This window comes from Nostoc sp. NMS8, assembly GCF_017115045.1.
In the GTDB taxonomy this organism is placed as follows: domain Bacteria; phylum Cyanobacteriota; class Cyanobacteriia; order Cyanobacteriales; family Nostocaceae; genus Nostoc.
Window position 1 is genome coordinate 58,197 of the sequence record NZ_JABXKK010000046.1, and the last position, 22,296, is coordinate 80,492.

Annotated in this window: 19 protein-coding genes; 3 read left to right on the forward strand and 16 right to left on the reverse strand. The window is 41.8% G+C overall.

Annotated features, from left to right (window positions below; translation table 11 throughout):
• Positions 1 to 116: 116 nt before the first annotated feature.
• The 11 genes from HWQ39_RS07935 to HWQ39_RS07985 all read right to left on the reverse strand — a co-directional run bounded on the left by HWQ39_RS07935 (position 117) and on the right by HWQ39_RS07985 (position 13,623).
• On the reverse strand, positions 117 to 1,502 hold the full coding sequence (locus tag HWQ39_RS07935) for a TraM recognition domain-containing protein (RefSeq protein ID WP_292843300.1): 1,386 nt from the start codon (positions 1,500 to 1,502) through the stop codon (positions 117 to 119).
• A gap of 53 nt (positions 1,503 to 1,555) precedes the next feature.
• Positions 1,556 to 3,136: a reverse transcriptase domain-containing protein gene (locus HWQ39_RS07940; protein ID WP_292843302.1), complete on the reverse strand. Its 1,581-nt coding sequence runs from the start codon at positions 3,134 to 3,136 to the stop codon at positions 1,556 to 1,558.
• Positions 3,137 to 3,674: 538 nt separating this feature from the next.
• A complete protein-coding gene (locus tag HWQ39_RS07945) occupies positions 3,675 to 4,103 on the reverse strand; it encodes a hypothetical protein (RefSeq protein ID WP_292843304.1) in 429 nt (142 codons plus the stop codon).
• Positions 4,100 to 5,290 (reverse strand): hypothetical protein, encoded by a 1,191-nt coding sequence (locus tag HWQ39_RS07950; protein ID WP_292843306.1) that lies wholly within the window; start codon positions 5,288 to 5,290, stop codon positions 4,100 to 4,102. Before HWQ39_RS07950 ends, HWQ39_RS07945 begins: the two co-directional genes overlap by 4 nt.
• Before the next feature lie 70 nt (positions 5,291 to 5,360).
• Positions 5,361 to 6,158, reverse strand: a complete 798-nt coding sequence (locus HWQ39_RS07955; protein WP_292843308.1) for a hypothetical protein — start codon at positions 6,156 to 6,158, stop codon at positions 5,361 to 5,363.
• The gene (locus tag HWQ39_RS07960; protein ID WP_292843310.1) at positions 6,155 to 7,660 is read right to left on the reverse strand and encodes a hypothetical protein; all 1,506 of its coding nucleotides are present in this window, start codon (positions 7,658 to 7,660) and stop codon (positions 6,155 to 6,157) included. Before HWQ39_RS07960 ends, HWQ39_RS07955 begins: the two co-directional genes overlap by 4 nt.
• Positions 7,657 to 8,376 carry a hypothetical protein gene (locus tag HWQ39_RS07965; RefSeq protein WP_292843312.1) on the reverse strand — a complete coding sequence of 240 codons (720 nt, stop codon included), beginning with the start codon at positions 8,374 to 8,376 and terminating at the stop codon, positions 7,657 to 7,659. The genes HWQ39_RS07960 and HWQ39_RS07965 overlap by 4 nt, the downstream gene beginning before the upstream one ends.
• Positions 8,373 to 9,323 carry a hypothetical protein gene (locus tag HWQ39_RS07970; RefSeq protein ID WP_292843314.1) on the reverse strand — a complete coding sequence of 317 codons (951 nt, stop codon included), beginning with the start codon at positions 9,321 to 9,323 and terminating at the stop codon, positions 8,373 to 8,375. The genes HWQ39_RS07965 and HWQ39_RS07970 overlap by 4 nt, the downstream gene beginning before the upstream one ends.
• A 331-nt stretch (positions 9,324 to 9,654) precedes the next feature.
• The gene (locus HWQ39_RS07975; RefSeq protein WP_292843316.1) at positions 9,655 to 10,401 is read right to left on the reverse strand and encodes a hypothetical protein; all 747 of its coding nucleotides are present in this window, start codon (positions 10,399 to 10,401) and stop codon (positions 9,655 to 9,657) included.
• Positions 10,340 to 10,885 (reverse strand): hypothetical protein, encoded by a 546-nt coding sequence (locus tag HWQ39_RS07980; RefSeq protein WP_292843318.1) that lies wholly within the window; start codon positions 10,883 to 10,885, stop codon positions 10,340 to 10,342. Before HWQ39_RS07980 ends, HWQ39_RS07975 begins: the two co-directional genes overlap by 62 nt.
• Positions 10,882 to 13,623, reverse strand: coding sequence for a DUF87 domain-containing protein (locus HWQ39_RS07985; protein ID WP_292843320.1), 2,742 nt, complete (start codon positions 13,621 to 13,623; stop codon positions 10,882 to 10,884). The genes HWQ39_RS07980 and HWQ39_RS07985 overlap by 4 nt, the downstream gene beginning before the upstream one ends.
• A gap of 207 nt (positions 13,624 to 13,830) precedes the next feature.
• Between HWQ39_RS07985 and HWQ39_RS07990 the strand changes: the two genes are divergently transcribed.
• Complete coding sequence (locus HWQ39_RS07990; RefSeq protein ID WP_292843322.1) at positions 13,831 to 14,091, forward strand: four helix bundle protein; 261 nt, start codon at positions 13,831 to 13,833, stop codon at positions 14,089 to 14,091.
• 47 nt (positions 14,092 to 14,138) lie between these two features.
• On the opposite strand, the gene HWQ39_RS07995 is transcribed toward HWQ39_RS07990, so the two are convergent.
• From HWQ39_RS07995 to HWQ39_RS08005, 3 genes are all read right to left on the reverse strand, one after another.
• Positions 14,139 to 14,471 (reverse strand): hypothetical protein, encoded by a 333-nt coding sequence (locus HWQ39_RS07995; protein WP_292843324.1) that lies wholly within the window; start codon positions 14,469 to 14,471, stop codon positions 14,139 to 14,141.
• A 164-nt stretch (positions 14,472 to 14,635) separates the two neighbouring features.
• The gene (locus tag HWQ39_RS08000; protein WP_292843326.1) at positions 14,636 to 15,106 is read right to left on the reverse strand and encodes a hypothetical protein; all 471 of its coding nucleotides are present in this window, start codon (positions 15,104 to 15,106) and stop codon (positions 14,636 to 14,638) included.
• Positions 15,107 to 15,629: 523 nt separating this feature from the next.
• Positions 15,630 to 15,779: a ribbon-helix-helix protein, CopG family gene (locus HWQ39_RS08005; RefSeq protein WP_114083956.1), complete on the reverse strand. Its 150-nt coding sequence runs from the start codon at positions 15,777 to 15,779 to the stop codon at positions 15,630 to 15,632.
• A 167-nt stretch (positions 15,780 to 15,946) separates the two neighbouring features.
• Here HWQ39_RS08005 and HWQ39_RS08010 point away from each other — a divergent pair, with 167 nt between their 5' ends.
• Entirely contained in the window at positions 15,947 to 16,156 is a 210-nt protein-coding gene (locus HWQ39_RS08010) for a hypothetical protein (protein ID WP_147262545.1), read from the forward strand.
• 515 nt (positions 16,157 to 16,671) lie between these two features.
• On the opposite strand, the gene HWQ39_RS08015 is transcribed toward HWQ39_RS08010, so the two are convergent.
• The gene (locus HWQ39_RS08015) at positions 16,672 to 17,364 is read right to left on the reverse strand and encodes a hypothetical protein (protein WP_292843331.1); all 693 of its coding nucleotides are present in this window, start codon (positions 17,362 to 17,364) and stop codon (positions 16,672 to 16,674) included.
• A 460-nt stretch (positions 17,365 to 17,824) separates the two neighbouring features.
• Between HWQ39_RS08015 and HWQ39_RS08020 the strand changes: the two genes are divergently transcribed.
• On the forward strand, positions 17,825 to 18,469 hold the full coding sequence (locus HWQ39_RS08020) for a site-specific integrase (RefSeq protein ID WP_292843333.1): 645 nt from the start codon (positions 17,825 to 17,827) through the stop codon (positions 18,467 to 18,469).
• 177 nt (positions 18,470 to 18,646) lie between these two features.
• Here the strand turns inward: HWQ39_RS08020 and HWQ39_RS08025 are convergent, their stop codons facing one another.
• Entirely contained in the window at positions 18,647 to 22,150 is a 3,504-nt protein-coding gene (locus HWQ39_RS08025) for a plasmid replication protein, CyRepA1 family (RefSeq protein WP_292843335.1), read from the reverse strand.
• Between the last annotated feature and the right edge of the window lie 146 nt (positions 22,151 to 22,296).

Here is a 22,296-nt window from a genome sequence, read left to right on the forward strand (position 1 = left end):
GTGTCATTATTTCAATGTCATGTTTAAAAACATGAGTTTTCCTGTTCCCTCTTAAGAGTTAAGAGTTCCCTCTTCCCCTCTTAAGAGTTCCCCGTTAAGAGTTCCCTTTTTCTTGCCTAAATCAAGCTAGCATATTCTGATAACTGCTCTTGAGTTTCTATCAAAGGCAACAATTTTAATGCCTCTGCCCGACGAATTCTCATTTCTTCATCTGCTGGAGGTTTCAAAATAGACTTCCTGGCTAATGACTTTTGGAATTTATACCAAGCTTTTACACTCGCCGCTTCCGAATTAATCTCATGTTGAGGAATATGAATATTTTGCAAAATTGGTATACTTATCTGTCCGCGAGAACGAAACCCTGGACTAATAATTACAGCTTTCCCTTCTGGTAATGTATTAAATTGGTTGATATCAAATAACTTGCGAGTACTGTTTTGGTCAGAATTAGAAATACTTGCACCACCCTTGCCTCCTGATGAACGAGAACGTTGCTTGTATTTAATCTCTTCATCACCTAAGAACTTACTAAAACGTTCTGCCGCCACATCGTCTTGAGGATTAAAGAATGCTTTGGTAGCACAACCACCAAAGATGGCATTAGTTGTGTTTTCACCATAGGATTCAATCAGCATTGAGAGATTTTGTAAACCTAAGATAGAAATTAGTCCATCCTCGCGGTTTTGGTTCAACCAATCTACTAGGGCTGGTAAATATAATGTTGGTAATTCATCAATCCCAAGCACCAAAGGACAAGTGCGTTTATAGGCGACATTTCTACTTATTATTAAATGCAGAATGGAGACAAGCAACGGTGCAATTACATCACGCTTTTCTTTGTTCATTCCAAATATCACCATCTGCCGTCCTTTCAAGTCCAGTGGAATATTGGTTTTTCCGCAGAAAGCTGCCAATGCTGCCGGAACCATAAATCGGCTGAACAATCCGCTAGCTGTTCCCACTATGCTAGCTGCTGTTTCTGGGCTACCAGCTACAGATACAAACTGTGCGAAAGCCTCTCTAACCATGAAATTCAGATTTTCTGCTTGCTCTATGCGCTTAACTAACTTTGGCAACCCTAGTATCGCTTGGCACATCATGATATCTGGATACTCTGTGCCCTTTGCCAGCATAAAGACGGCTTGGACTAACTGATCGCCAGCGTTGGTAAAGAAGCCATTTCCAGAATCTTTATCACCGAGTTGGAAATTGCGGTTAAGTGTGATTGCCAACTGCCGCGCCATTTCCGAATCTTCATTACTACGAAGAAAGTCTATTGGGTTAGCAACTGCCGACTCTGCAAAACCTGGAGCTAAAATGGTGACTTGATAACCACGTTTTAGGGCGTATCCTGCTAGTATTGGTGCTTGTCCTTTAGGTGCATCTGTGACTGATTCTTGCTGTGCATACTTAAAATCATAAAGTGCTAAAGGGAACCCCTGATCTATTGCTGAACGAATCAACGGATTGGTTGAGTCGATGGGGGATATTATTCCCCGCACCTCTCAGTTAGATCCGTGCGTACCCATTTCTGTGTACACGGCTCCCGATGTTCTCAGCTTGCGCTTTTGCTCATGTGCTTATAATCGTGACAACTTTCGTGGATTGCCTCTAGATTGTTCTTTTTCCAGTTGGCGTGATTTCCGTCGATGTGGTGCAAGTTAATGCGCTCATCATCAATGAATTTTAAGCCGCAGGAAGCACATCTATGGTTTTGCTTTTTAAGAGCAATAGAAGTTTCGCCGTCGTAGAGTTTACTGTTACGTTTACTCCAATAGGCTGTATCTCCGTCATAGGGGGATTTTGTACCCTGAACCATGACGTGTTTATTTTCGGAGTAAGGAATCGTTGGAAATGCTTTCTTTATGAGCTTTTCGCTCGAATAGCGGTTTTGCTTTGTTTCCTTGTTAAATACCGTGTATGCTCTGCTGGACAAGAACCAAAGCGAATGCTTTGAACCATCCATCTTACAGAACTTGTGGTAGTTTCTCCAACCTCTAACTATCGGTGCTAATTTCTCAGCCTTGACGATAGAACCATAATTCGAGTTGTTGACAACGTGTTTTACTTTCTTACGGAATGCTTTAAAGTTATCCACTGAGGGAGTACTTCTGAACTTTCCGTTTTTCTGGACTTTAAAGTTCCAGCCGAGGAAATCAAACCCGTCTGTCGCGGCGGTGACTTTGGTTTTCTTTTGGCTTACATTCATTCCGCGAATGCGGAGGAATTCGGCGATTCTTTCAAGTATCTCTTCTGCATCATCTTCGGGGCGGAGTATAATAACCATGTCATCCGCATAGCGGATTGATGGCTCACTAATCGATTTTCCCGGTGTTTTTTCCGTTATTATCTTTCCTTCTTTGTATCCATAGTGGTATCTGTGGATATTTTCAATCCCGTTGAGAGCAATATTAGCTAGTAATGGGCTAACTACTCCCCCTTGAGGCGTACCCTGTTCGGGGAATTGTGGGTTAACTCCAGCCTTGAGGCATCGGTATATTCCGAGTTTTAAGCCTTTAGGGGCAATGAGTTCATCCATAATCGTTGAGTGATTAATCCTATCGAAGCATTTTTCGATATCGAGTTCTATTACTCGTTTTTCTATTCCGTTGCTGCTTGAGTTTAGGTTATTAAAGATGCTCTGTTGTGCATCGTGGGCAGAGCGCCCAGGTCTAAACCCGTAACTCCTAGCGTGGAAAGTTGCTTCATGTGCGGCTTCCAGAGCGTATTTAGCTAGACATTGCCAAGCTCTATCCGCGATAGTTGGTATCTTAAGCATTCTGGTTGTCCCGTCCTTTTTGGGGATGGGGATTTCCCGTAAGCCTTGATGCTTCCAATCTCCGCTATTAACTCTTAACCATTCTTCTAGATAGAAGCGTTCGCTAAAAGTTAGAGATTTTTTGCCATCAATACCCGCCGTCTTTTTACCAGCGTTTAACTGAGATACTTGTCTTATTGCAAGAAATCGAGCCGAGGTTGATTTTAGAATAAGCCTCTGGAGTGATATAGCTTTCCGCTTGTCTCCAACTTGAACAGCTTTGTACACGCGCTTTTGAAGGCGGAAAAGGTTCCTACGGAATTTCTTCCACGGTAGAGCTTTCCAAGATTCACTAGTTTTGACACTGTGCCTAATCATTTTCTCTTCTCTAGTTAATGTATTCTGAACACCTCAGTCCAATTACGGACTGTCCTACCCGACTTGTGAGAGTTCGTCCGCTCGTCTGGCTTACCTGGGGTTCGACTTCCCCAAGACTCACAAATCGTTTTTATTCGTTCCCTCGGTATGATTGATAGTTCCTTTAGATGTAGCCAATTCAACTACTAGAACCCCAGGACTCTTACCGTTGTTATGATCTTCCACGGCGGGGTTATCTCCAGTGAAGTCAAGGGTTTTATGTTGCGCCCTGCTTTTCTCTAAGTTGCTTTTATAGGCTCTGTTTCATCATGGGAACTCCCTATTAGCGCTAGTGTCAGCCCGCAACGGCTGTCTAATTACGCCCTGTTCCCAGCTTCACCCTGTAGAAACCGAGTCTACTCAGTGTGGGCAGGTAAGGAGTCAATTCTGAGTCTGAATGGTAGGACTTACACCTACATCCAACCGAGAGTTCAACCTTTAATGACAGTAATCTGCTGTCGGGTTGGATTAATTATGTACGGACTTACACCGTGATTCACTAATCAACGAATCGCACAATCATTGAAAATGACTTTCCACAACCTGGTCCACCACAAACGAAAATCCCCCTTTGCGCGTCTGGTAGGTAAAGTGTTGCTGGATCTTCGGGAATGCGCGTTTTTCTGACACCATTGACAACAACGCTTGTTGTATTCTTGGGAGTACCGACGTACAACGACACACGATTATGTTTACGTTTATTTATTTGTTTACACGCTAGTTTACGGGCTGCTGTCTTCTCTGCTGCCCCGCCCCATCTTGCAGTCGCTAGCTTGGCAATACCTCCTTTAGCATCAATATATTTAGCCACCACAATTACTGCACCACAGGCTAGTAATCCAAGTCCAGCAGGTGAAATTAGTGCAGACTCAAGTCCTGGTGGAATGAATTGGTTAGCATTGACTTGCGTGTTGGTCGTTGTTGTCATTGTCCGCTCCCCACAATAACCAAATCATTCTCGCTCACGGGCAACCAGGGCACGGGCCCAATGAAGTAAGGGGTGCAAGTTTTCTGCTGGAATGGCGGTCGCGCACAGATCCGAAAGAATAAGCCAAAGTCGGCAGTCCCCTTGGATTCATTAACTCCAGTTAGCGCCACCTTGAACCCACTACCATACACTAGCCGCCCCGTGGGTTCCTTGCCTCCATTAACGGCGGCAAGAATTCCATAACCGCCCTTAACTTGCTGAGATGAACCCGATGCCCAACGCTTACCATACAAGCCACCCTGACTGCCAGCAAAATCCCCCATTTCTAAGTATGAGCATTCAATGCTGGGAGGACAGGCTACCTCTTCAGTGCGATCACCTCTGACAACCCTGCCGGATACAAAGTAATCATTCCCTGCCCAAGCGTTGCCCTTCTCTGCCGTGCCAAGTACAACGGATGCGATACCCACAACACCAACACCAGAATTAATTGGTTGAGGCATCTTATCGAAGGGCACTTGATTTAAATTAGGAACTTGATTTACATAAGCTTGCTGCCATGATTTAAATTTCCCTAATTGAGCTTTGTCCAACCCAGGAATTGAATCAAGAGAATACTTACTTAGATCAATCTTATCTAATGTCAAATCTGCGGCTTGAGGATTTGAGGCTATGGCTTGAGAAACAGTGCTGCTACCCAGTCCGCGATTCTTAGAGAATAGAGCGGCTAGTGGGGGAACCTTAGATAGGTTAACCCTGCCCAGTTCGGGCATCGCTTTAACTAATGTTTTTGGCGTTTGCCATTGCATTAACCCAAAGTCTTTGAGGGTGGGTTTGGTGGTTGTAACTGTAGTCGGCAAAGCCACCGTGCCAATGGACTTTAAGCTCAAGGCAGACATCTTAAAGGCATCATCCGCATCACCCAGCATCACAACAGAATCTACTTTTTGCCCTGCTGTCCACGAGCGCGAGGGGTCGTATCCAAAAACTGAAATCAGGTTTTTAGGGATTGTTAAAAATCCTGGCTGCTGAACGGGCGGCAAGGTTTCCCATGTGATTTTCGACCAGTCGGGGGCAGCCGTTTTGTACAAGCCTTGAGAATACTCAATTGTCGGTGTCTGCGCGACTGAGGCGGAAAGGGGAAGCAGAGAAGCGAAAGCAGCCAGTAAAAAAGGCTTAGATTTCATGATTTTTGTTAAAGTAATCGGGACATTGTTCTTGATTTACGCCGCGTAGATGAACATTTAGAAAAATGGTTCACAATCGTCCCCATTCAAGTAATTGATTAAAAGTGGGTTTATCGACTTGAGAAAGCGAAATCGCCTCATCTCTAGTCTTGCCACGCCGTAACAATTTAATTGCATCTTGTACCTTGTTCCAGGTGGTAGATCCGGGTTTAACTTGACCTTTCCGCCCAGCCTCTGCTAGCCCAAAAGCGAGGGCATTAGCATCGTTCCTTTGAATTGCGCCGTTTAGCGTAGTCCCAGGATTGGGGCGTAAAACGGCAACAGGTTGAGGCGAGGGCTGCGAGAAGTCTGACGGCACTGATTGCGGTTTTTCAACTGTTAGGGGAAGTGGCGATAGTTCCGGGCTAATTGGCAATGGGCGATCTGAGTCAGATTTAATCACCAAACTCGTGTAAGCTGGGTTGCCACTAGCGGGAACTATCTTGAATTGATATTGCTTTTCATTAGTAAGTAATGTAATTTGAGTGCTTCCATTGCTGCTAGAGGTAACAGGAAACTTGATCGGGTCAATCTGGCGAAGAAAGATTACAGTCGCTTTACCTCCTACACATTCAGAATCGTCGGACTGCTTTGGGCATAAACCACCGTTTGAAGTAAAAGTAATTCTAGAGGGGTCGCCAATCCAAACTTGTTTGATTGTTTCACCTGTAGACATCAAATTAATAGTCAGTCCATAACCTTTCCAAATTTTCAGTTCCAGAAAATTAGAATCAACATCTTGAGAGTAAACAGTTCTAACACTTCCAGCTAAAACCTGATGAGAGTTAATTAACAATAATGTTGCAGCTAGGGCTAGAATCTTTTTCATAACGAAATCGTTTGATTAACGAATACCTGTACTGTCTGACCAGCATCAATCACGAACACTTTTTCTTGGCTATTTAATTGCCCAGAGCGGCTTTGATTAGATGCTTTAATACCTTCGAGAACATTGTTAAATGCACCTTCACCAAAAGCAGAGATTATATTTTTATCATCATTAGTAGTTGTAGTACTAGAAAATCCATTAGAATCTATGTTGGTCTGACTTCTTGGGCGATTCTGGATCTCAGCAGCCTTGGCAACACCGGCAATTACGACCGACATCAAATCACCTCCTAAATTACTACCTTTGCGAGATTCGGCTTTGAGAAAACTGCCGTTCTTCGACATAATTAAAACAGCGTTTTCTGGCAGTTTCTTTTCTTGCGTGTTCCCTTCGGAATTAATTAAAACTGAAACCCCGCGCAATTGGGCAAATCCTGAGCCATTTGAATTAGTCAATTGAGCTACTAGATAAGAACCCGTAGGCAACACTTCACTACCATCTGATGCTTTCAATGGAAGGGATATTTTAATCAGGTAATTTTGACCGATATCATCATTAGCCCCCCAAAATATTGGTGTCTCTAGTCGTCCTTCTGTAGTACTACCAACTAAAATACGCTTTGTATTATAATCAGTTGTTTGTGCAGTAGTTTGATTTTTAACTTCTGTACTTGACCCTATTCCCCCTTTTATCCCACTGGGGTTTAATTGTTCATCATCAGAGTTGACTGAACTACTGAAACTACCAATGTTTGCAACAGAAAGCCATTGTTGCATCGGGTCTAGAGGTTGAATTTTTACAGCCGAACTTGCATTGGGGATTACTCGTGCTACTTGTTTTGGTTGAGGTTGAGGTTGAATAACTGGCAACGAGCGTCTAGTCGGTGTATTAATTCTCGGTGGAGAGGGATTTCTAGAAACTGTTACTGGTTGTGTACGCTGAGGTATTGTTCTTGTCGGTGGTGGAGCTACCGTCACAGGTGTGAATGTGGGACTAGGTGTTGCTGTTGCTTCTGCCTTTTGATCGCGGATTTTCTTAAATTCCACATTCTGGCTAGTCAAAGCTAAAGCTGTTTTATTTTGTCCTGTCTCATCTTTGACTGGTTCTTCTGTTGTTTCAAGACTTATTTTTGGTGATTCTATTTTTGTAGTAGAAAAGTTCAGGGCATTCATAGAACCATTAATTAGTCCGCCAACAATCATTATAAAAATCAATATTATCCCACCGATAACACCCATCTTTAAAAGCGGGTTTTGCGGGATTGTACGAGTAGTTGTGATTTCTTCTGGTTCAGGGGCTTCTGTATCAGCTAAGGATTCAAGCTGAATACTTACCCCATTCATCGCAGCGAAATCTTTATCTTTCTTATCCAAAGAACCTGGGTTAGCTAGGTCATTCTCTACTCTCTTGTCTGACTGTTCTTTTGCTAAAAATTCTGCTTCATCCTCTAGGGGGTGAACGTTTCTTTCATTTACTGCTGGAGATTCTTGCGTTTGTGTCATAAATTCAAATCTTGAATTTTATATATTTCTAAACCTGCTTTGCGGACACGATAAGCTGTTTGTTGAAACTCAGATGAAATCTGCGGCAATGTCGGTGTGTCTATCACTTTGACAAAAACACTTTTGTTAAACCCTATTGGTTCTCCAACCAGGTTATTACCCTGAAAAACTATTACTTCCCCTACCATATCTACTTGAAACTTTCCTGGTTTTACTTTTTTGGGTTCGCTAAGTAAACTGATTTTTAAAATTGATTGAGTCGTACCATTAAATACATCTGGTGGTGTGAGATTTCCTATTTCTTTTAAAAACTCAGCACGGAAATCTTCTGATAACGCAAACCCTGTAGCCCATACATTCGTTGTAATTTTGCTATTCCCTGTTTGCACACCCACATCAAGCTTTAATTTTTTCGTAGAGTCTGCATCGTAGTCACCAGTCACTTTTGGTAATGCATTCCAACTCAGTAACCCTGTCATTGTCTGCCCGACAAAATACCTGATGGCTTGAGGCGATCTCTCCTCACTATGTATCGCGCTAACTCTTATAGATTCTCCATCATTTAATTCTACTAATGTCGGTGCTTTCGAGTTAGCTATAGTTCCGACTCTCGCAAAATTTATGATTTCTATTAACAGTAGTAGGCTCAGTAATACTGCATTCCCTATCAAAAATATTGGAGTGAAATTTAATTCTTTTTTTTCTAATAGCCTCATTTTCTTAATCCCACAGAGAATTTAATTCCACTAGTAAAAGCTGTGAATACTGACATCCCCCCTCCTGTGCCAATGGCTACTGCAAGTAATGGCGAAAAAATTGCTTGTATTAGTTGCATCAACAATGGATTGCTTGAAGGTTTGTCAACTATCGCACTCGCAACTATACCTACTATTATCGAGTATGAAATTAGTATTAGTGTCAAACCTAGCCAACCGGACAACCAGGCATAAAGAGGCTTGCTTTCAAAAGGCAGTAAAGATAATGCCAAGAATATAGGTGCAACGTAAGCAACTAACAAAAAGGATAATTGCACTATATATTGGAAACCTGCGGATAAACCACTCAGGATCACATAAACAAGACCTTGAATTGCACTATTAACAAGTTCACCACCAATATCCAAAGGGTTCCAGCTTCCCGTACCTGAACCAGTTCCCCTTTTCTCTCTGGCTTCGCGCGCGTCTGATTGAGCTTTTTCTATACTCTCTTTGATGCAAGTTTGTCTAGGATTTGTTGTGTTGCCCTTACTATCCGTTTGAGAAGTTTCAAGTTTTTCGCATTCACTCAAAGCTGTCTGTGTAGCTAAAATGAAACTCTGATCTGCATTCACATTCCTTATAGCATCTTTCAGCTTTACACCGTTTCTAGTAATACTTAGGATACTCCTGTTTAGATTAGCCGACACATCCTTGAGAGCGATTGTGGTATTAGCCAATAAAAAACCATTGTTAGTCAGCATTATAATTACTAACAACGGAAAAACCATCTCACTTACAAAATTGTAAGAAAATCCTTCTTCAGCGAACTTTCTATACCAACCCAAGGAGGCAAAGCTGACTAAAACTACTGCAACCAACATTGATACAGCCACAACAGCTATATAAATAGAACTTGTCCCAGATGCTAGCTCTGCCCAATCATTAGCAAAAGATTTGACAATCAAATCTGCCCCATCAATAGCACCATCAACGATCTCACCTGAATTAGTAGTACCCGTATTTTATCCAGGTTGCTGACCTGTTGATTGAGCAAAAAGGATAGTTAAAAGCATTTTATTTAATCAGCTATTTTATTAAAAAGGGGAAGGGGCGAATGGCACTAAGAAAACCTGAAACCTTTGTCTGAGGGAGGTATGGGAGTGTGGGAGGATGAGGAAGAAGTCTTACCCCCCACACTCCCCACACTCCCCACACTCCCCCCTCTCCCCACACTCAAAAGCCAGTTAAATCACGGCTTTGCGCTTAACAAGCGTGCCATTTCCCCCTTCCCCCTCTTTATTGATTTTCCCAAAAAGCATCATTGACAGCAGCAGAATGCAATATTTGTCTAGCTGCTGCATTAGATTCTTGCTGCTCAAGTCTTGCTTGTTCATCCATACGGCTAGAAATATCAGCAAGATTAATATTTGCAGCAGCTAATGAACGGGATTGTTTCTGAGCTTCTGCATGAATTGATTTGCTAACCACAGCCGTTTGTAAATTTTGGACAGCCATCTTTTTTAAGATGTCTTGGGTGATAACATCCTGCTGGGCAGCATCAGCGTTATCTGAAGATTGCGAAATCGCATCATTGGTTATTTGGGCTTCTTGAGCTTGTACTCTTTGACCCTCTCCACCTAATACTGATTGAGATTGACCGCGAGTGTATTGCTGGTTCCATTCTTTAATAGCATCCTGGGCTTGAATCCGAGGGTCTAATACTAGTAATTCAGTTTCTTGCTGTTGTAAAACTTCCTCAATATTCTTGCCAGCTTTTAAAGGATCGGGAATTCCTAAATCACCTACACTAGATTGAATTGCTTGATTTAATTCCGCTTCCAGCTTTCCTACAGCTTTAGTAAATTCTTTTTGATAGCTATTTATGTAAGTTTGTAAGCTATTGTAAATTTCTTGAAATTGCAGCAAAAAAGATTGATTTGAATTATTGCTAGATTCGACATTAGCTGCATTGGCTGGAATACTAGAAAAATAAATTTGAACTACTACCCCTGAGATCACGATCAACTGGTTGAAATTCTTCATATAAATTCTCCAAACGAACTACAAAAGGGGTTTTTGCACAATACGAACTAACAGTTGCTTGTTGATTTTTCACATCAAAAGAAACAGCTTTAACCAGCAATGAATCAGGAGGATAATTAGCCTTTGATAATAAACTTTTAAAAAAGCCATTCTCATAAACCACAGTATTTGGTGGAAGAGTAGAAACAGGCTTGTTGTAAAGTAAAAGATATCTACTGTCTACTTCGTATTGAGAATTTATTCCAGGCTGCTTTAGTCCGGGAGTCACTATATTATTGTATTTGAGGTTTCTCAAACTCGGACTCCGTTTAACTGCATCCTCTCCCATTTTCATATACACTTTACAATTATTTTCTTGACTAGCAATAAACTTCTCATATTTCACTTGATTGTCTTTCCATACTTGAAAACTTCCAATTGATACTACACCTGCCAATATTGCCAATAAAATCTTGTTTTGAATTAATAATGCAAGAATTTTCATAATGGTTTCCCTTGCTTAATGCACTCAACATAATACTTTGAAAATTCTGCCACCCAAGTGAACTTATCATTGTAAATTTTTTTAAACTTGTCTCGTGATTCTTGCTCCTCCCTACCATTCACAACCAAACCCAAAAGGGGAGATGAAGGATAATAACGGCATCTTATATATTTATTGTTGTAGTCCAACAGCCATAACGTATATAGCTGTTGGATGTTTGGCATGAAAGTTTCATTTACATCTATAATTTCTCTCGGCATACCAAGCAATTCCGAAAAACTTCTCGCTGCCCCTGGGACAATTCGCCCGATTAATCGACAAGGCATATTTTGTAATATTTGTTCCCCTGCTTCTGATTTGGCAATCGAAATCACATCTTGAGCAGCTAGAGCAATGCGACATCCTGATTTCCGAGCCGTAGCACATTTACGGCCTACTAACCGAGATAACGACGGGAACCGTAGCAATACACTCGCCTCATCCATGAAAAACATACTGTTTGTCGATGATAGTGATTGTCTCGATGCCGCAATATACGCTGACATCCCGAACACCTCTGCTTCTCTATCTGATTGCAGATTCGTTAATGCAAACGTAATTAGCTTGCTGTCTGTTTGGAAAGTTGAAGGTTTACAAATTGCATTTCCTATTGAGCTTGCTTGCCAGTACTGTAGTCGTAAGCGTATATAATTGAGCGCCTTATCAACATTCTCATCCTCATAGCCTAAATCAATACAATCGGCACAAAAAAACTGTTCCATATCAACTAGAGTCGGCGTGTTATCCCACTCTGGGGTTCCGATTCCTGCTGAGTGTGCCAACTCAAAACGTCGTTCAATATCTGGATTCTCGTAAAAAGCTTTTGTCCCTAAAGGTATCAACGATTCTATTGTTTGAGCAAGGAACCCCTCAAACTGCTGTGAACCCAGAACCAACTGCAACACTATTAGATTTACATCATTGCGATGTGCTTTTACCCTGTCTTCTCTTTGTGATAATGGGATTTTTGATAAATCTAGCGGCTGAACAATATTATTTGATTGTCTGGAGATATCAAAGTAGAATCCGTTGTAGTATGGCGTAAAATCTCCGAAGGTTCCTGAACCGTCATCGTTTGGCAAATCTATAATTAATACCGACATATCTTTTGCCAAGCACTCCGCAATAATTGACGATACTAATACTGATTTCCCACTCCCTGTAGTCCCAATAATCATTACATTTTTCGTTTTTGAGAAATCTATCCAAACTGATGAGTGCCCTTCATCTGCAATCAATTCAAAGCCTTTTTCATCGGCTTTCATATTCTGTATTACTGGCGTTAATCCGATTATCTCGCTCGTGAAAAATGTTGTCCGTCTGTTGTAAGGGCTGGTTAGTTGGGGTTTTTGTTTTATCAGTAAAGTATCTAACCAGATAGACCATGCATACTGGCTTTCACGTATTAACTCCGTTGGCTGGTTTATATAACCTGAAATCAGTCTGCAAGCATCATCAATTTCTTCTAAGGAGTTGCGGTATACAAGAACAATTAATGCTAGATTTTCTGGCACATCACCTGTGTATAACTGCTTTTGGGCATTTACCGACCATTCAGTATTAATCTGTGATGCTACGTCGATAGTTTTTTTGCTGGCACTAATTTCCGCATGACGCGAACGCCTAGTTATTAACTGTTGAGTTAGCCTAGTCAGTTTTTGATCGGCTGGGCTGATTTCTGTGATGATTTCAACATCATAAATCACTTCACGCGAAAACACATTCCATAAAAAGCGCACCTGATCCCTTGTAGAAGCAAATGCTTCTGGTTTTTGAGCCAGGGTCATCACTCCTACATATTTTTTCTCTTTATTTTTACTTGGTAAGCATACCCATTGCCTATCAGCGTAGGGAATCCCATTGTTTAAAAGTACTGAAGTCGCGTGTAATTGGTCAATATATTGTGATTTTAATGGTGGCGCTTCGTTAATTTCTTCCCTTAACCCCGATTCATCAAATACTAATGTATGTGGTACTTTTACATTTTTCGCTCCCAGGCAATAACTTAAATCATTCCATAGCTCCTTTTCTGTTTTCGGTGATGGGAATAATTTCATTTCAGATAATATCTGTTGATGTCTCAATGACACATTTATTGCTTTTTCCAGAATCTGGATTAAATTTTTCTTTGTCAGTTCAGTTGCTCCCGTTGGTGTAAACCGACGCTGTAAAAAATTCGCTAGTTTCACTATCGCTCTATCTACAGCATCACCTCCCTCTGTCCCTCCTGGTTTAATAGTGAAAGTTGTGTAAATGTTCAATTTTATATTTTTACGCTGCCGTCGGCGCGACAGTTCTTGCATTCTTGCTACTTGCCCCCAATCCAAAAACTCACTTTCAGGAGATACTGGATTTGTCAATCTCTCTCGATAAGCTTCAAATACTTCTGATTCATCACATAAAGAAGACCAGCGAAAAGTAAATTTTTCTCCCTGGGGAATTTCTTTGCAACCATTCTCAAAAGCTTTCGCTATCGCTTCTACTTGTTCATCCGAATTAAACAACGGATGAAACCCTGTACAGCTATATCCAAATACTAACTGTAAAGTATTATTCGTGTCACTTACTTGCTTTTTACTTAACAAATATGCCCCAACAGTATAGCTGCCTTTTTTTAATCTAATTATTGTGGTCAAATCCAAAAAATCTTCAAAAGCCGATACTTTTTTGACATTTGGGGAATTCTTAATTTTCACCATGATTTGATCAATATCTTAGAATAGGGGGAAAGGTTAAAGGGGAAGGTGGGGCCCCCTCTGGGGATAAGGGGCGAGGGGAAAGGAAAATAATGGAAAAGAAGAAAATTGAAACTTTCGAGGATTTAAGAGTATGGCAGAAAGGGATTGAATTGGGTTTTAGACATTTACTTAATTACTAAATAAGGTGAACTGAGTAGAGATTTTGGCTTGAGAGATCAGTTAAGACGCGCTTCAGTGTCAGTGCCTACTAACATTGCAGAGGGGTTTGAAAGACATTCTCGCAAAGAGTATTTGAACTTTTTAAATATTGCCAAAGGCTCTGCGGGAGAAGTTCGTAGTCTTCTAAGAGTGGCATTGGAAGTTGGATATTTAAACCAATCATCTTATACACAGCTTTATAGTCAAGTTATGGAATTAAGCCGGATGCTATCTAATCAAATTCAATCCATTAACCAATCAATAAAGTAATAAGCCTTTCCCCTTTCCCCTTTCCCCCTTCCCCTTTCCTCCTCTTATCACCATGATTTAGGAATTTTTTTAGAGCCTGCTCTTTTCTTATTTTGAGGAGAAGAGTATCTGACGTATCCTCTAGACCATATTGGAACACCTGGGAACACTCTAGACCAAAATAAATAAGGTCGTTTCCCTGATAAAACTAAAGCTGTAGCACTTACCCAAACACCTATTAATATGCTCCATATCATTCCTATGCCAAATAAGAATGCTATGAAAAAACCTACCCCAAATGAAACTAAAGAAATCGCAAACTGAAAACCCGTCAAAATCCCTATTGAGGCATTTTGACCTAAAGATTGATTAACTTGTTTAATTTGTGGTTGTTGTTTCATAAAATAGGGAATAGAGAACGGGCAATAGGGAACAGAATTAAGGATGAGAAATCCGGGACCAAAAAGGAGGAATGGGAAGGCTGGAAAACATTTTCTGACCCTGCTCTTTTAAAAAGACGTTCATTAAGTGTGTTAAGAGTTCCCTCTTAAGAGTTCCCTTTTAATTAACAAGCTGCTGTGACACCAGCAAAAAGAATGTTTTGGGCGATGAATAACACCAGAGTCACAAAAAATATGCCTATAGGTTGTTGCACCATTTGCGTTACTTCTTGTCCGTCTCCCAGTGCATTAGCCACCTTCACCCCAGACGCTACGAAATAAACGAATAACATTACTGTTATTGCAGCGTTTATTACTGCGGGTAAGGCGTTAATAGAGGCATTCCCTGTAGCTGCTGCTGTTCCAAACATACACGTCAATGCAATTTGTGCTGGGTCAAATAGTCCAAACGCATGGGCTGGCATTGTTTGAAAAGCCACAATCAACGTTGTCCCAACTGCATATATCTGATATTGGTATTTCAAACCTACTCTGCCAATCAGCTTGGCAATTAACTGATTCTTAGTTTTAGCTCTTTGGCGTGACCCGTGTTCGTTTCTATTACTTACCAAAACAATCGCTCCTTTGTTTGTCATAAATAGTCAGATAAGTCTAATTGTGTTACCTCGAAACTTAAGAGAAGAATACATTCGTCAGAATCAAGGGTATGGCGATTCAGTGGAAAGTCTGGGCGGAGGCTGACTCCGTACACGCACCTTTTGACATTACGCATCTATGAGCGCTACTCAATATTAACGATTGCCAAAAAATAGCAGTGCCAAGTTGCAACACTAAAGCAGAATTTGTTTGACATAAATATTCACCATATTTATTTTGCTTGTAATAATTCAGGAGTCAGAAGTCAGAAGTCAGAATACTTAAAAAATCAAATAAAGACTTGATAAATATCCTAGTTTCAATAAAGTTCTTATATATTCTGACTTCTGGGTGCTGAATTATTACTTTTGTTTCTACTGTTAGTAACTGCATCATACTATCACATAAAATAAAGCTTGAGCCAAACTTAACAAGCTTTTATGTGAACTTTTTTCACAGAATGTAAGACAAAATTCAAATATTATCATCCGACTTTATTCAGTTTTTTATTGATGACATTACTCAATAATTAATTTCTCTCTCTCTAATCAGCCTTTTGATTGTGGTTGATAAACTTGTACCCCAATCAGAGGCGATTTTCTCTAACCTTTCACGTTCAAACTCATCTAGATAAACTGGTAGAGAAGCTTTTTTCTTTTTGGAATTTTTCATAGATAACTTGTCTCTCGCTTTTGACATATTATGCTAATTTCTCGATTTTTAAGCTGAATATTCTGACTTCTATAATGTTTTTATGATATGATTACAATATTACTTTATTCTCAGGTTATGCGATTACACCCATACTTGTAGGAGCATATTATAAGGGGAGTCAAATTATGCGTTCCAAGTCAAATAAACATAATTCTGCCAGTGTCACACTTCGCGTAGAACCAAAATATGTGAGTGATTTGAAGCTCTATTCACAGGTGGTTGGAAGAAATCAGTCTGAAATTCTGCGGGAATTACTTATATCTGCCCTCAACTCCATCCCTGAACATCAAAGAAGAGCTATGGAAATTATTGCTCAGTGCAGAACCTCTAACTGATTGCTCTCTTCTCACTTGTAGCTCTACTACAACCCTCCTAAGAAAGTGAGGGTTTTATTAGTAGTAAGCAAATTTTTTCAAACTACTAACACGAGCATAATCTCTGCAAATCCCTGGTACTTCATTAACCACACACCAAAAATACTTGTCAATATACATTGAAAAAACATTGGGATGCTAAGAGATTAATCTGCTCCCTAACTCCAGTGACGGCAATCCTAACTGATGTACTTAATCAAACCCGTGCCTAACTTCTAAACAGCGCTTGAGCTATCGTATCCAACCAGACTACTGCTCCCCTTACACTTTTAATATCTATGGCTATTCCGGCAGCAGAGTTAGAGATAGGGCAATCGTAAGAAACGATTGATTATCCTAAATATTGTTGAGCAACCAATGGCACCCTCTCTCTCAACAATAAAAAGCCTCAACAAAAGCTGACGCTAAAGAGAAATACCAAAATAAAAAGCAATATTTTAAGTAAGAATTCAGCACCCAGGTGGTCGCACCTTATACTAACTTGCTGGCTGATATAATCCCGTATTTTCGTTAAATTCCCACCCTAAACCTGCTCTATCTTTGCCCTTACACCATGCGACAAAAAGCGGTGGGGGAAGTTTAATTCGCTCCTTGCGTACAGTTTCCTCACTTACACCAAGCCTCTTGGCTAAACCTTCTTCAGTTAACGGTTGCATTCGGGGAGTATGCCCTTGGAAGGATGAATTACTGTAGTACGATTTTTGTCCCCGCTTTTGTTGGCTGTTGAGATAGTCTTGAATTTTAATGATCGCCTCAGCCAACTCTGTCATTCGGGCTGTCATCTTTTCAATTTTTTGTTCTAAATTGGTGAGATTATCAATTGCTGTGGTTTCGTTGCTATTAGATTCACTTGAAATTTGTGACTCCAGCTTATCAAGTCTTTCGCAAATAGCTAATATCGTTTCATTCGGAGGAGCGGTGTTACTCTTGTTACCAAGAGCTAAGTATTTCTCAACACTTGCCTTAATTTGACAATCTAAGCGTTTGTCTAAATTATTACTGATTGCATCAACCTTATCTTGAGAATCGTCTAAGTAGAGTTCGATAAATTCGAGCAGCGTGGCTGTTGCGGTCGTCCCTTTCGATTTGCATCGGTCGATAAACTGCTCCCAAATCCTTTGGTCACAGTTGAAAGATGCTAGTTTTTTTGTACGCCCTGTATTGCTCATGTTCGCATATCATCTAGGTAAACTTGGACTGTCCACGCTTATTAAATCGTGTAATTCATCATGATGAATTACCTTGATGCTATCATCGCCAAATGTGTCAGCGCATTCTTCATCCGATGCCTTTTATGAAGAGATGCTACTGCCGACAGCTACCATTGGCGATTGCAAATAAATATAGACATCACCCCGTAGCAATTCCAGCATCAACCATCTTCGCCAGAAATTTAGTATTAAATATTCTCAGTGATGACGCTAATTGCTGAAAATACTTATACTGCTCATTTGCATAATCGCTCAATTCCATTTCTTGTAGTTCACCGAAACAGTGCTGAGTACTGAGTAAAAAAGCAATAATTATACGGGTTAAAGACCCCAAAGGGGCATGTACATCACTCCAAAACTTAAACCTATTTGTTCAGTTCGCTGATAGGATGATTAACTATCGGGGGTAGCATCTGGGGTGAAAATTGACCGTCACGGAAAGGCAAAGGTTTTGTCGCCAGAAGAAATTCAGCGTCTATTCACTTCGGGGTTAACCACAGAACGAGACAGAACCCTAATAGGCGTGATGCTGTACACGGGTTGCCGCGTCAATGAAGCAGTTACCCTAAAAATTAAAGATGTTTATAACAGTAAGGGACGGATCAGAGCAGAGCTGATCATCCGTAAAGGGAATACAAAGGGAAAGTTAGCTACCCGCAGCATTCCAATTTTGTCAGAACTAAGGAACTTCTTAGCTACTTACAAACCGACAAACTCCCGTGACGGTTTTTTGTTTCCTGGTAGATGGGGGCGCGGTCACTTGCACTCAGAATATGCAAGCCTAATCTTCCGACAAGCTTGCGAACGTGCGGACATCGAAGGAGCAAGCACACACAGTTGCCGCAGAACTGCCCTGACATTAATGAGCAATGCCCGAATTCCTCTGAGAGTCATCCAAGAAATCAGTGGACATCGCAGCTTAGAGCAACTGCAAAATTATCTGGAGGTGGAACCATCCCAAGTCCGGGGTGCGATCGCGGCGTTGTCGATGTTATCACCGCCATCGATGAGCAGCAACAATCAAGACATGCAAAATGCGGATAACACGAAGTTATCAACGTAGTGATAGATCAGGAAATATATGTTAGTTGATCTAGACAGGAATAATGCCAGTTAAGGTCTATAACGATTTTCCCAAAAAGTCATTTACAATTCCATCTGCAACACATCTTCCGAAAGCCATTGATAAAAATGAGGCACAGATTGCTTTAGGTTACGTAGCTCATTTGCGGCGTAGGCTTTATCCCTCCATCGGCAATACCTCTTCACTTAGCAAGCTGTAAAATTCAGGAACTTGAGCTTCGACAAGTCGCAGTTCATTTGCCGCGATCGCTTCAAGTTCCAGCACCGTCTCCCAGCGCAAATCCCCAGTCCATCGCTTGAGAATGCCTTTAATCGCGTCCACTCCACGAGAAATACCAGATCGAAGTATTTCCACGCAATGAAGTAAAGTAGTGCGATCGGTCGGAGGCGGTTCAATTTCGGTAGTATCCTCCCCTCCTTCATGGGGGTTCCCTATAGCATTAAGGGGGGGGGCGGATACGGGCGGATGAAGAGGGTTTACGCTATACACAGCAGGGGTTTGGGCAGCGTAATAGGCGCGTTTTGCCACACGATGAGCAATTACCTCTTGAGCAAATTCCAATTCCTTTTTAGATAAAGAGAAAAGTTTAACCTGTTCACCGCGCTTACCCTGTTTGCGGAAGGTTAACTTTAGCCCCAGCTGCTCTACTATTGTGGCCAGCAACCAAATAGGCTTACAGTCAGGCGGGATAGTAAACCCAAGAATTGCTTTGACGTGAGCAGCACAATGTATAGCGATCGCTGTCATATTAACTAATTGAGTATCCGAGGCGGTAACTTCATCACCTTTCACTAGGCGCTTAAGAATCTGATGCAGTCCCAGGTTAAATCTAGCCAGCCACCGTGCCGAGTAATTGCCCCAGTCGATGCACAAAGGTAGATTGTCGCGCTCGGTGCGGTCTTTTTGGGTGACAATTGTTGGTGGGGTAGGATAACTTTGCCCAGTTTTGGGGTCAGTAAACGATTCTTCGGGCGGGGCTAAAATTGCCTCAAGTCCAGCAATTGCTCTAATTAAGCGGCCACCTTTATCCATTTCTACGAGTGATTCGGTTACTTCGATGCCGTAAGAATCAGAAATGCGAAACTTTTCACATTCAAAAATTTCGCTAGGGTCAAGGTAATCTTTGCTCTGACGGGCACGGTACTCACTCAAAGTAATATTGTTCGCCTTGGCAACAGCCGAATTGTGGGCACGATCCAAAGCTTGTGCTGCTGCTTTAAGACTTTCAAGAGATTGAGGATCTGAATCACTGCCCACATATATAAATGTATTGCCCATTTCGGTGAGGAGCTCACGCAAATCATCACGCAGATTATTCAGAGAATAGTGGCGGTTAGCCATAATTTGGCAGTAAGCCTCAAGCGCCCACTCTTTCTCTGCGCCCCGCTTACCCGTTTCTCTGTCAATCCGCAACAGAAAAGCGGTCATTTCATTGGTTTGGAGCAAGCGCTCTTTAATCTTGGAGGCGTTTGTATCCTTGTAACCAAAGGGAGGACGCGGGGCCACCCAAATATGAAACGGGACTTTTGGACGATAACGGTACAATTGTTGGGCGCATTCAGTAGCAGTTTGGGAAACGCCGTGAAACACACCAAACACTAAATCAAAATGATACTGGGAAATATCGACACCAGTACCGAGACTGGGAGAGGTGAACAAGGCATCAAAGTTTTTGACGGCGTTGGTGATATCTTTGATGAAAGCAACATTCTCATCACTGCCAGAATTGTCAGAGTGAACCGACCAGATACGCCATGAAGCCCTACGGACTGGGCAAGGGGTAAGGGGTAAGGGGGAAAGGGAGGAGGAATCTGTTAATTCTTCCTTTACCCCTTCCCCTTTACCATGCACCCCTTCTCCTGCCTTTTCGTATTTGATAGTAAAGGATTTGTCGAGTTTTTTGATGAAACGCTTACTGTCGCTGGCAACCATAACTTTTTCTCCAAGCATCAGCGCTGCCGAGATTTGGGCGACTATGGCGCTCTCATTATCCCCCTCGTACCAATAAATTGTGCGTGAACCGTTTCGCCACTCGTTTTTGATAATGTACGGAACTTCCTCTTTTGGTCGCATTGCAAGAAAGAAGTTTACCGTTAAATCATCCATGTGTGCATCAGCGATGACGACCAGTGGCGCGTTGTATACTATATATTCCAGTACCTCCAAAATGGCGGCGCGATGTTGTTTGCAAGTATTACTGTGCAGCAGGTGGGTAAGGTATTGGCAGGCTTCATCTATAAATATGCAACCGTAGGTGAGAGACTGGGTATTGAGTTTATGCAAGCTGTCAATAGTAATACTAAGGGCTTGGGCCTGGGCTAAACCTGTGTAACCCAAGTCGGAATACATCGCCGTCCGCAAACGTTCGGCAAGATTTTTCAACAAGTTAACCCGATGTCCATTGTTGAGGAACCGTGCGTTAGGATTTTGGTCACGCCACCAGCGCATAAGTTCAGTTTTGCCAGTACCCATGTCGCTCCACAGTACGACTAGTCCTGATTTTGGGAAATTGAAGCTAGGGGATTTCTTCGATTTGTCTGAATCAACTCCGCCAGAATCCGTAGACTTCTTCTTTGTTTGATGTCCTTTTATAGATGGCGTGAAAAGTTGTTCCTTTTCAAGATCATAAAGCTCAGGCAAATTGCATTTTTCTTCAAGTTCAGGAATGCACAAAGCCTCAGAGAGATACTTGACATTAACAGTGACATCTGGTTTGTATTTGCTAAGTCCCCATTTCTTAGCCCGATACGAGCGCTTGTAATCAGCAAGTGATTTAGCATCATCGATGATTGCGGTCAGTAAAGCGTTAGCATCTTCGCCCCGCGCCACAACAAAATCATCAACACCTTTCTCTGGGCCTGGTAACAGCGCAACTTCACATTCAGAACCTGCCGATTCGATTGCTTTTGCAGTGCGAACAGTGGCTTGGTAAACTGACCATCTGGTTTTAGAAGAAGTTTCGTAGTCGAATAAAATAATGAACTTGCGCCCCGCCTGAGCCATCGGTACTAAGTCAGGATGCAATCGTTCATCAAAATCCTGTTTGCCCACGCGCCCGTTCCAAATTCCAGGCAGTGCGATCGCTACAAATCCCAGACTTAGCAAGCAAGCGGCTTTCTTCTCACCCTCGCATAAGATAATCGGAATCTCTGGATGCTGTTTCACCCACTCCCAAAATATTAGTGGATTAAGTTGATCCAGTAAGCGCAATGCTAAAAGTGAATGATAGCGCTTAATTAAATAACGCTTTGCAACTAAGTCCTGGATGGGGTTAGCGACATCAAAGTAGGTAACGCGGTTGGGGGTTTTGGGGGGTGATTCGTACTTAACTGGCTTGCCTTTTTCCCAATCAATGCGAGGGAAGTTCGGCTTAATCCGCCCCCACTCCATTGGTTGCCAGTTCTTGAATGGGTCAAGTGACTGAATCCACGTCCCACCTAGTAATAGGTGCTGATACATTTTTATGTATCCATCTGTTACCCGACCCGCATTCTTACGTGGGATTTTATCAGATATGAACAGGAAATCATAAACTGATTCTCCCTCTACATGGAAAAAGTTGCGCTTAATCAACGCCGGATGAATGGCGCTACCAGCTAACAACTCATGGTATTCCGCTGCCGTGAGATTGTTTGGATATTCAGTTGGAGAGGCATTCATCGGTTCTCTCCAAGGAATTTCTTGGGGAGAACTCTTTCAAGCTGCGAAACCCTTGCTCTAGCCTGGATATTCCTAAAATTGCCCGACGCTACAGCACAAAGTTGCCGTGCGAAAGCTGCACTCGACCCCATGCGCTCTACTACTGC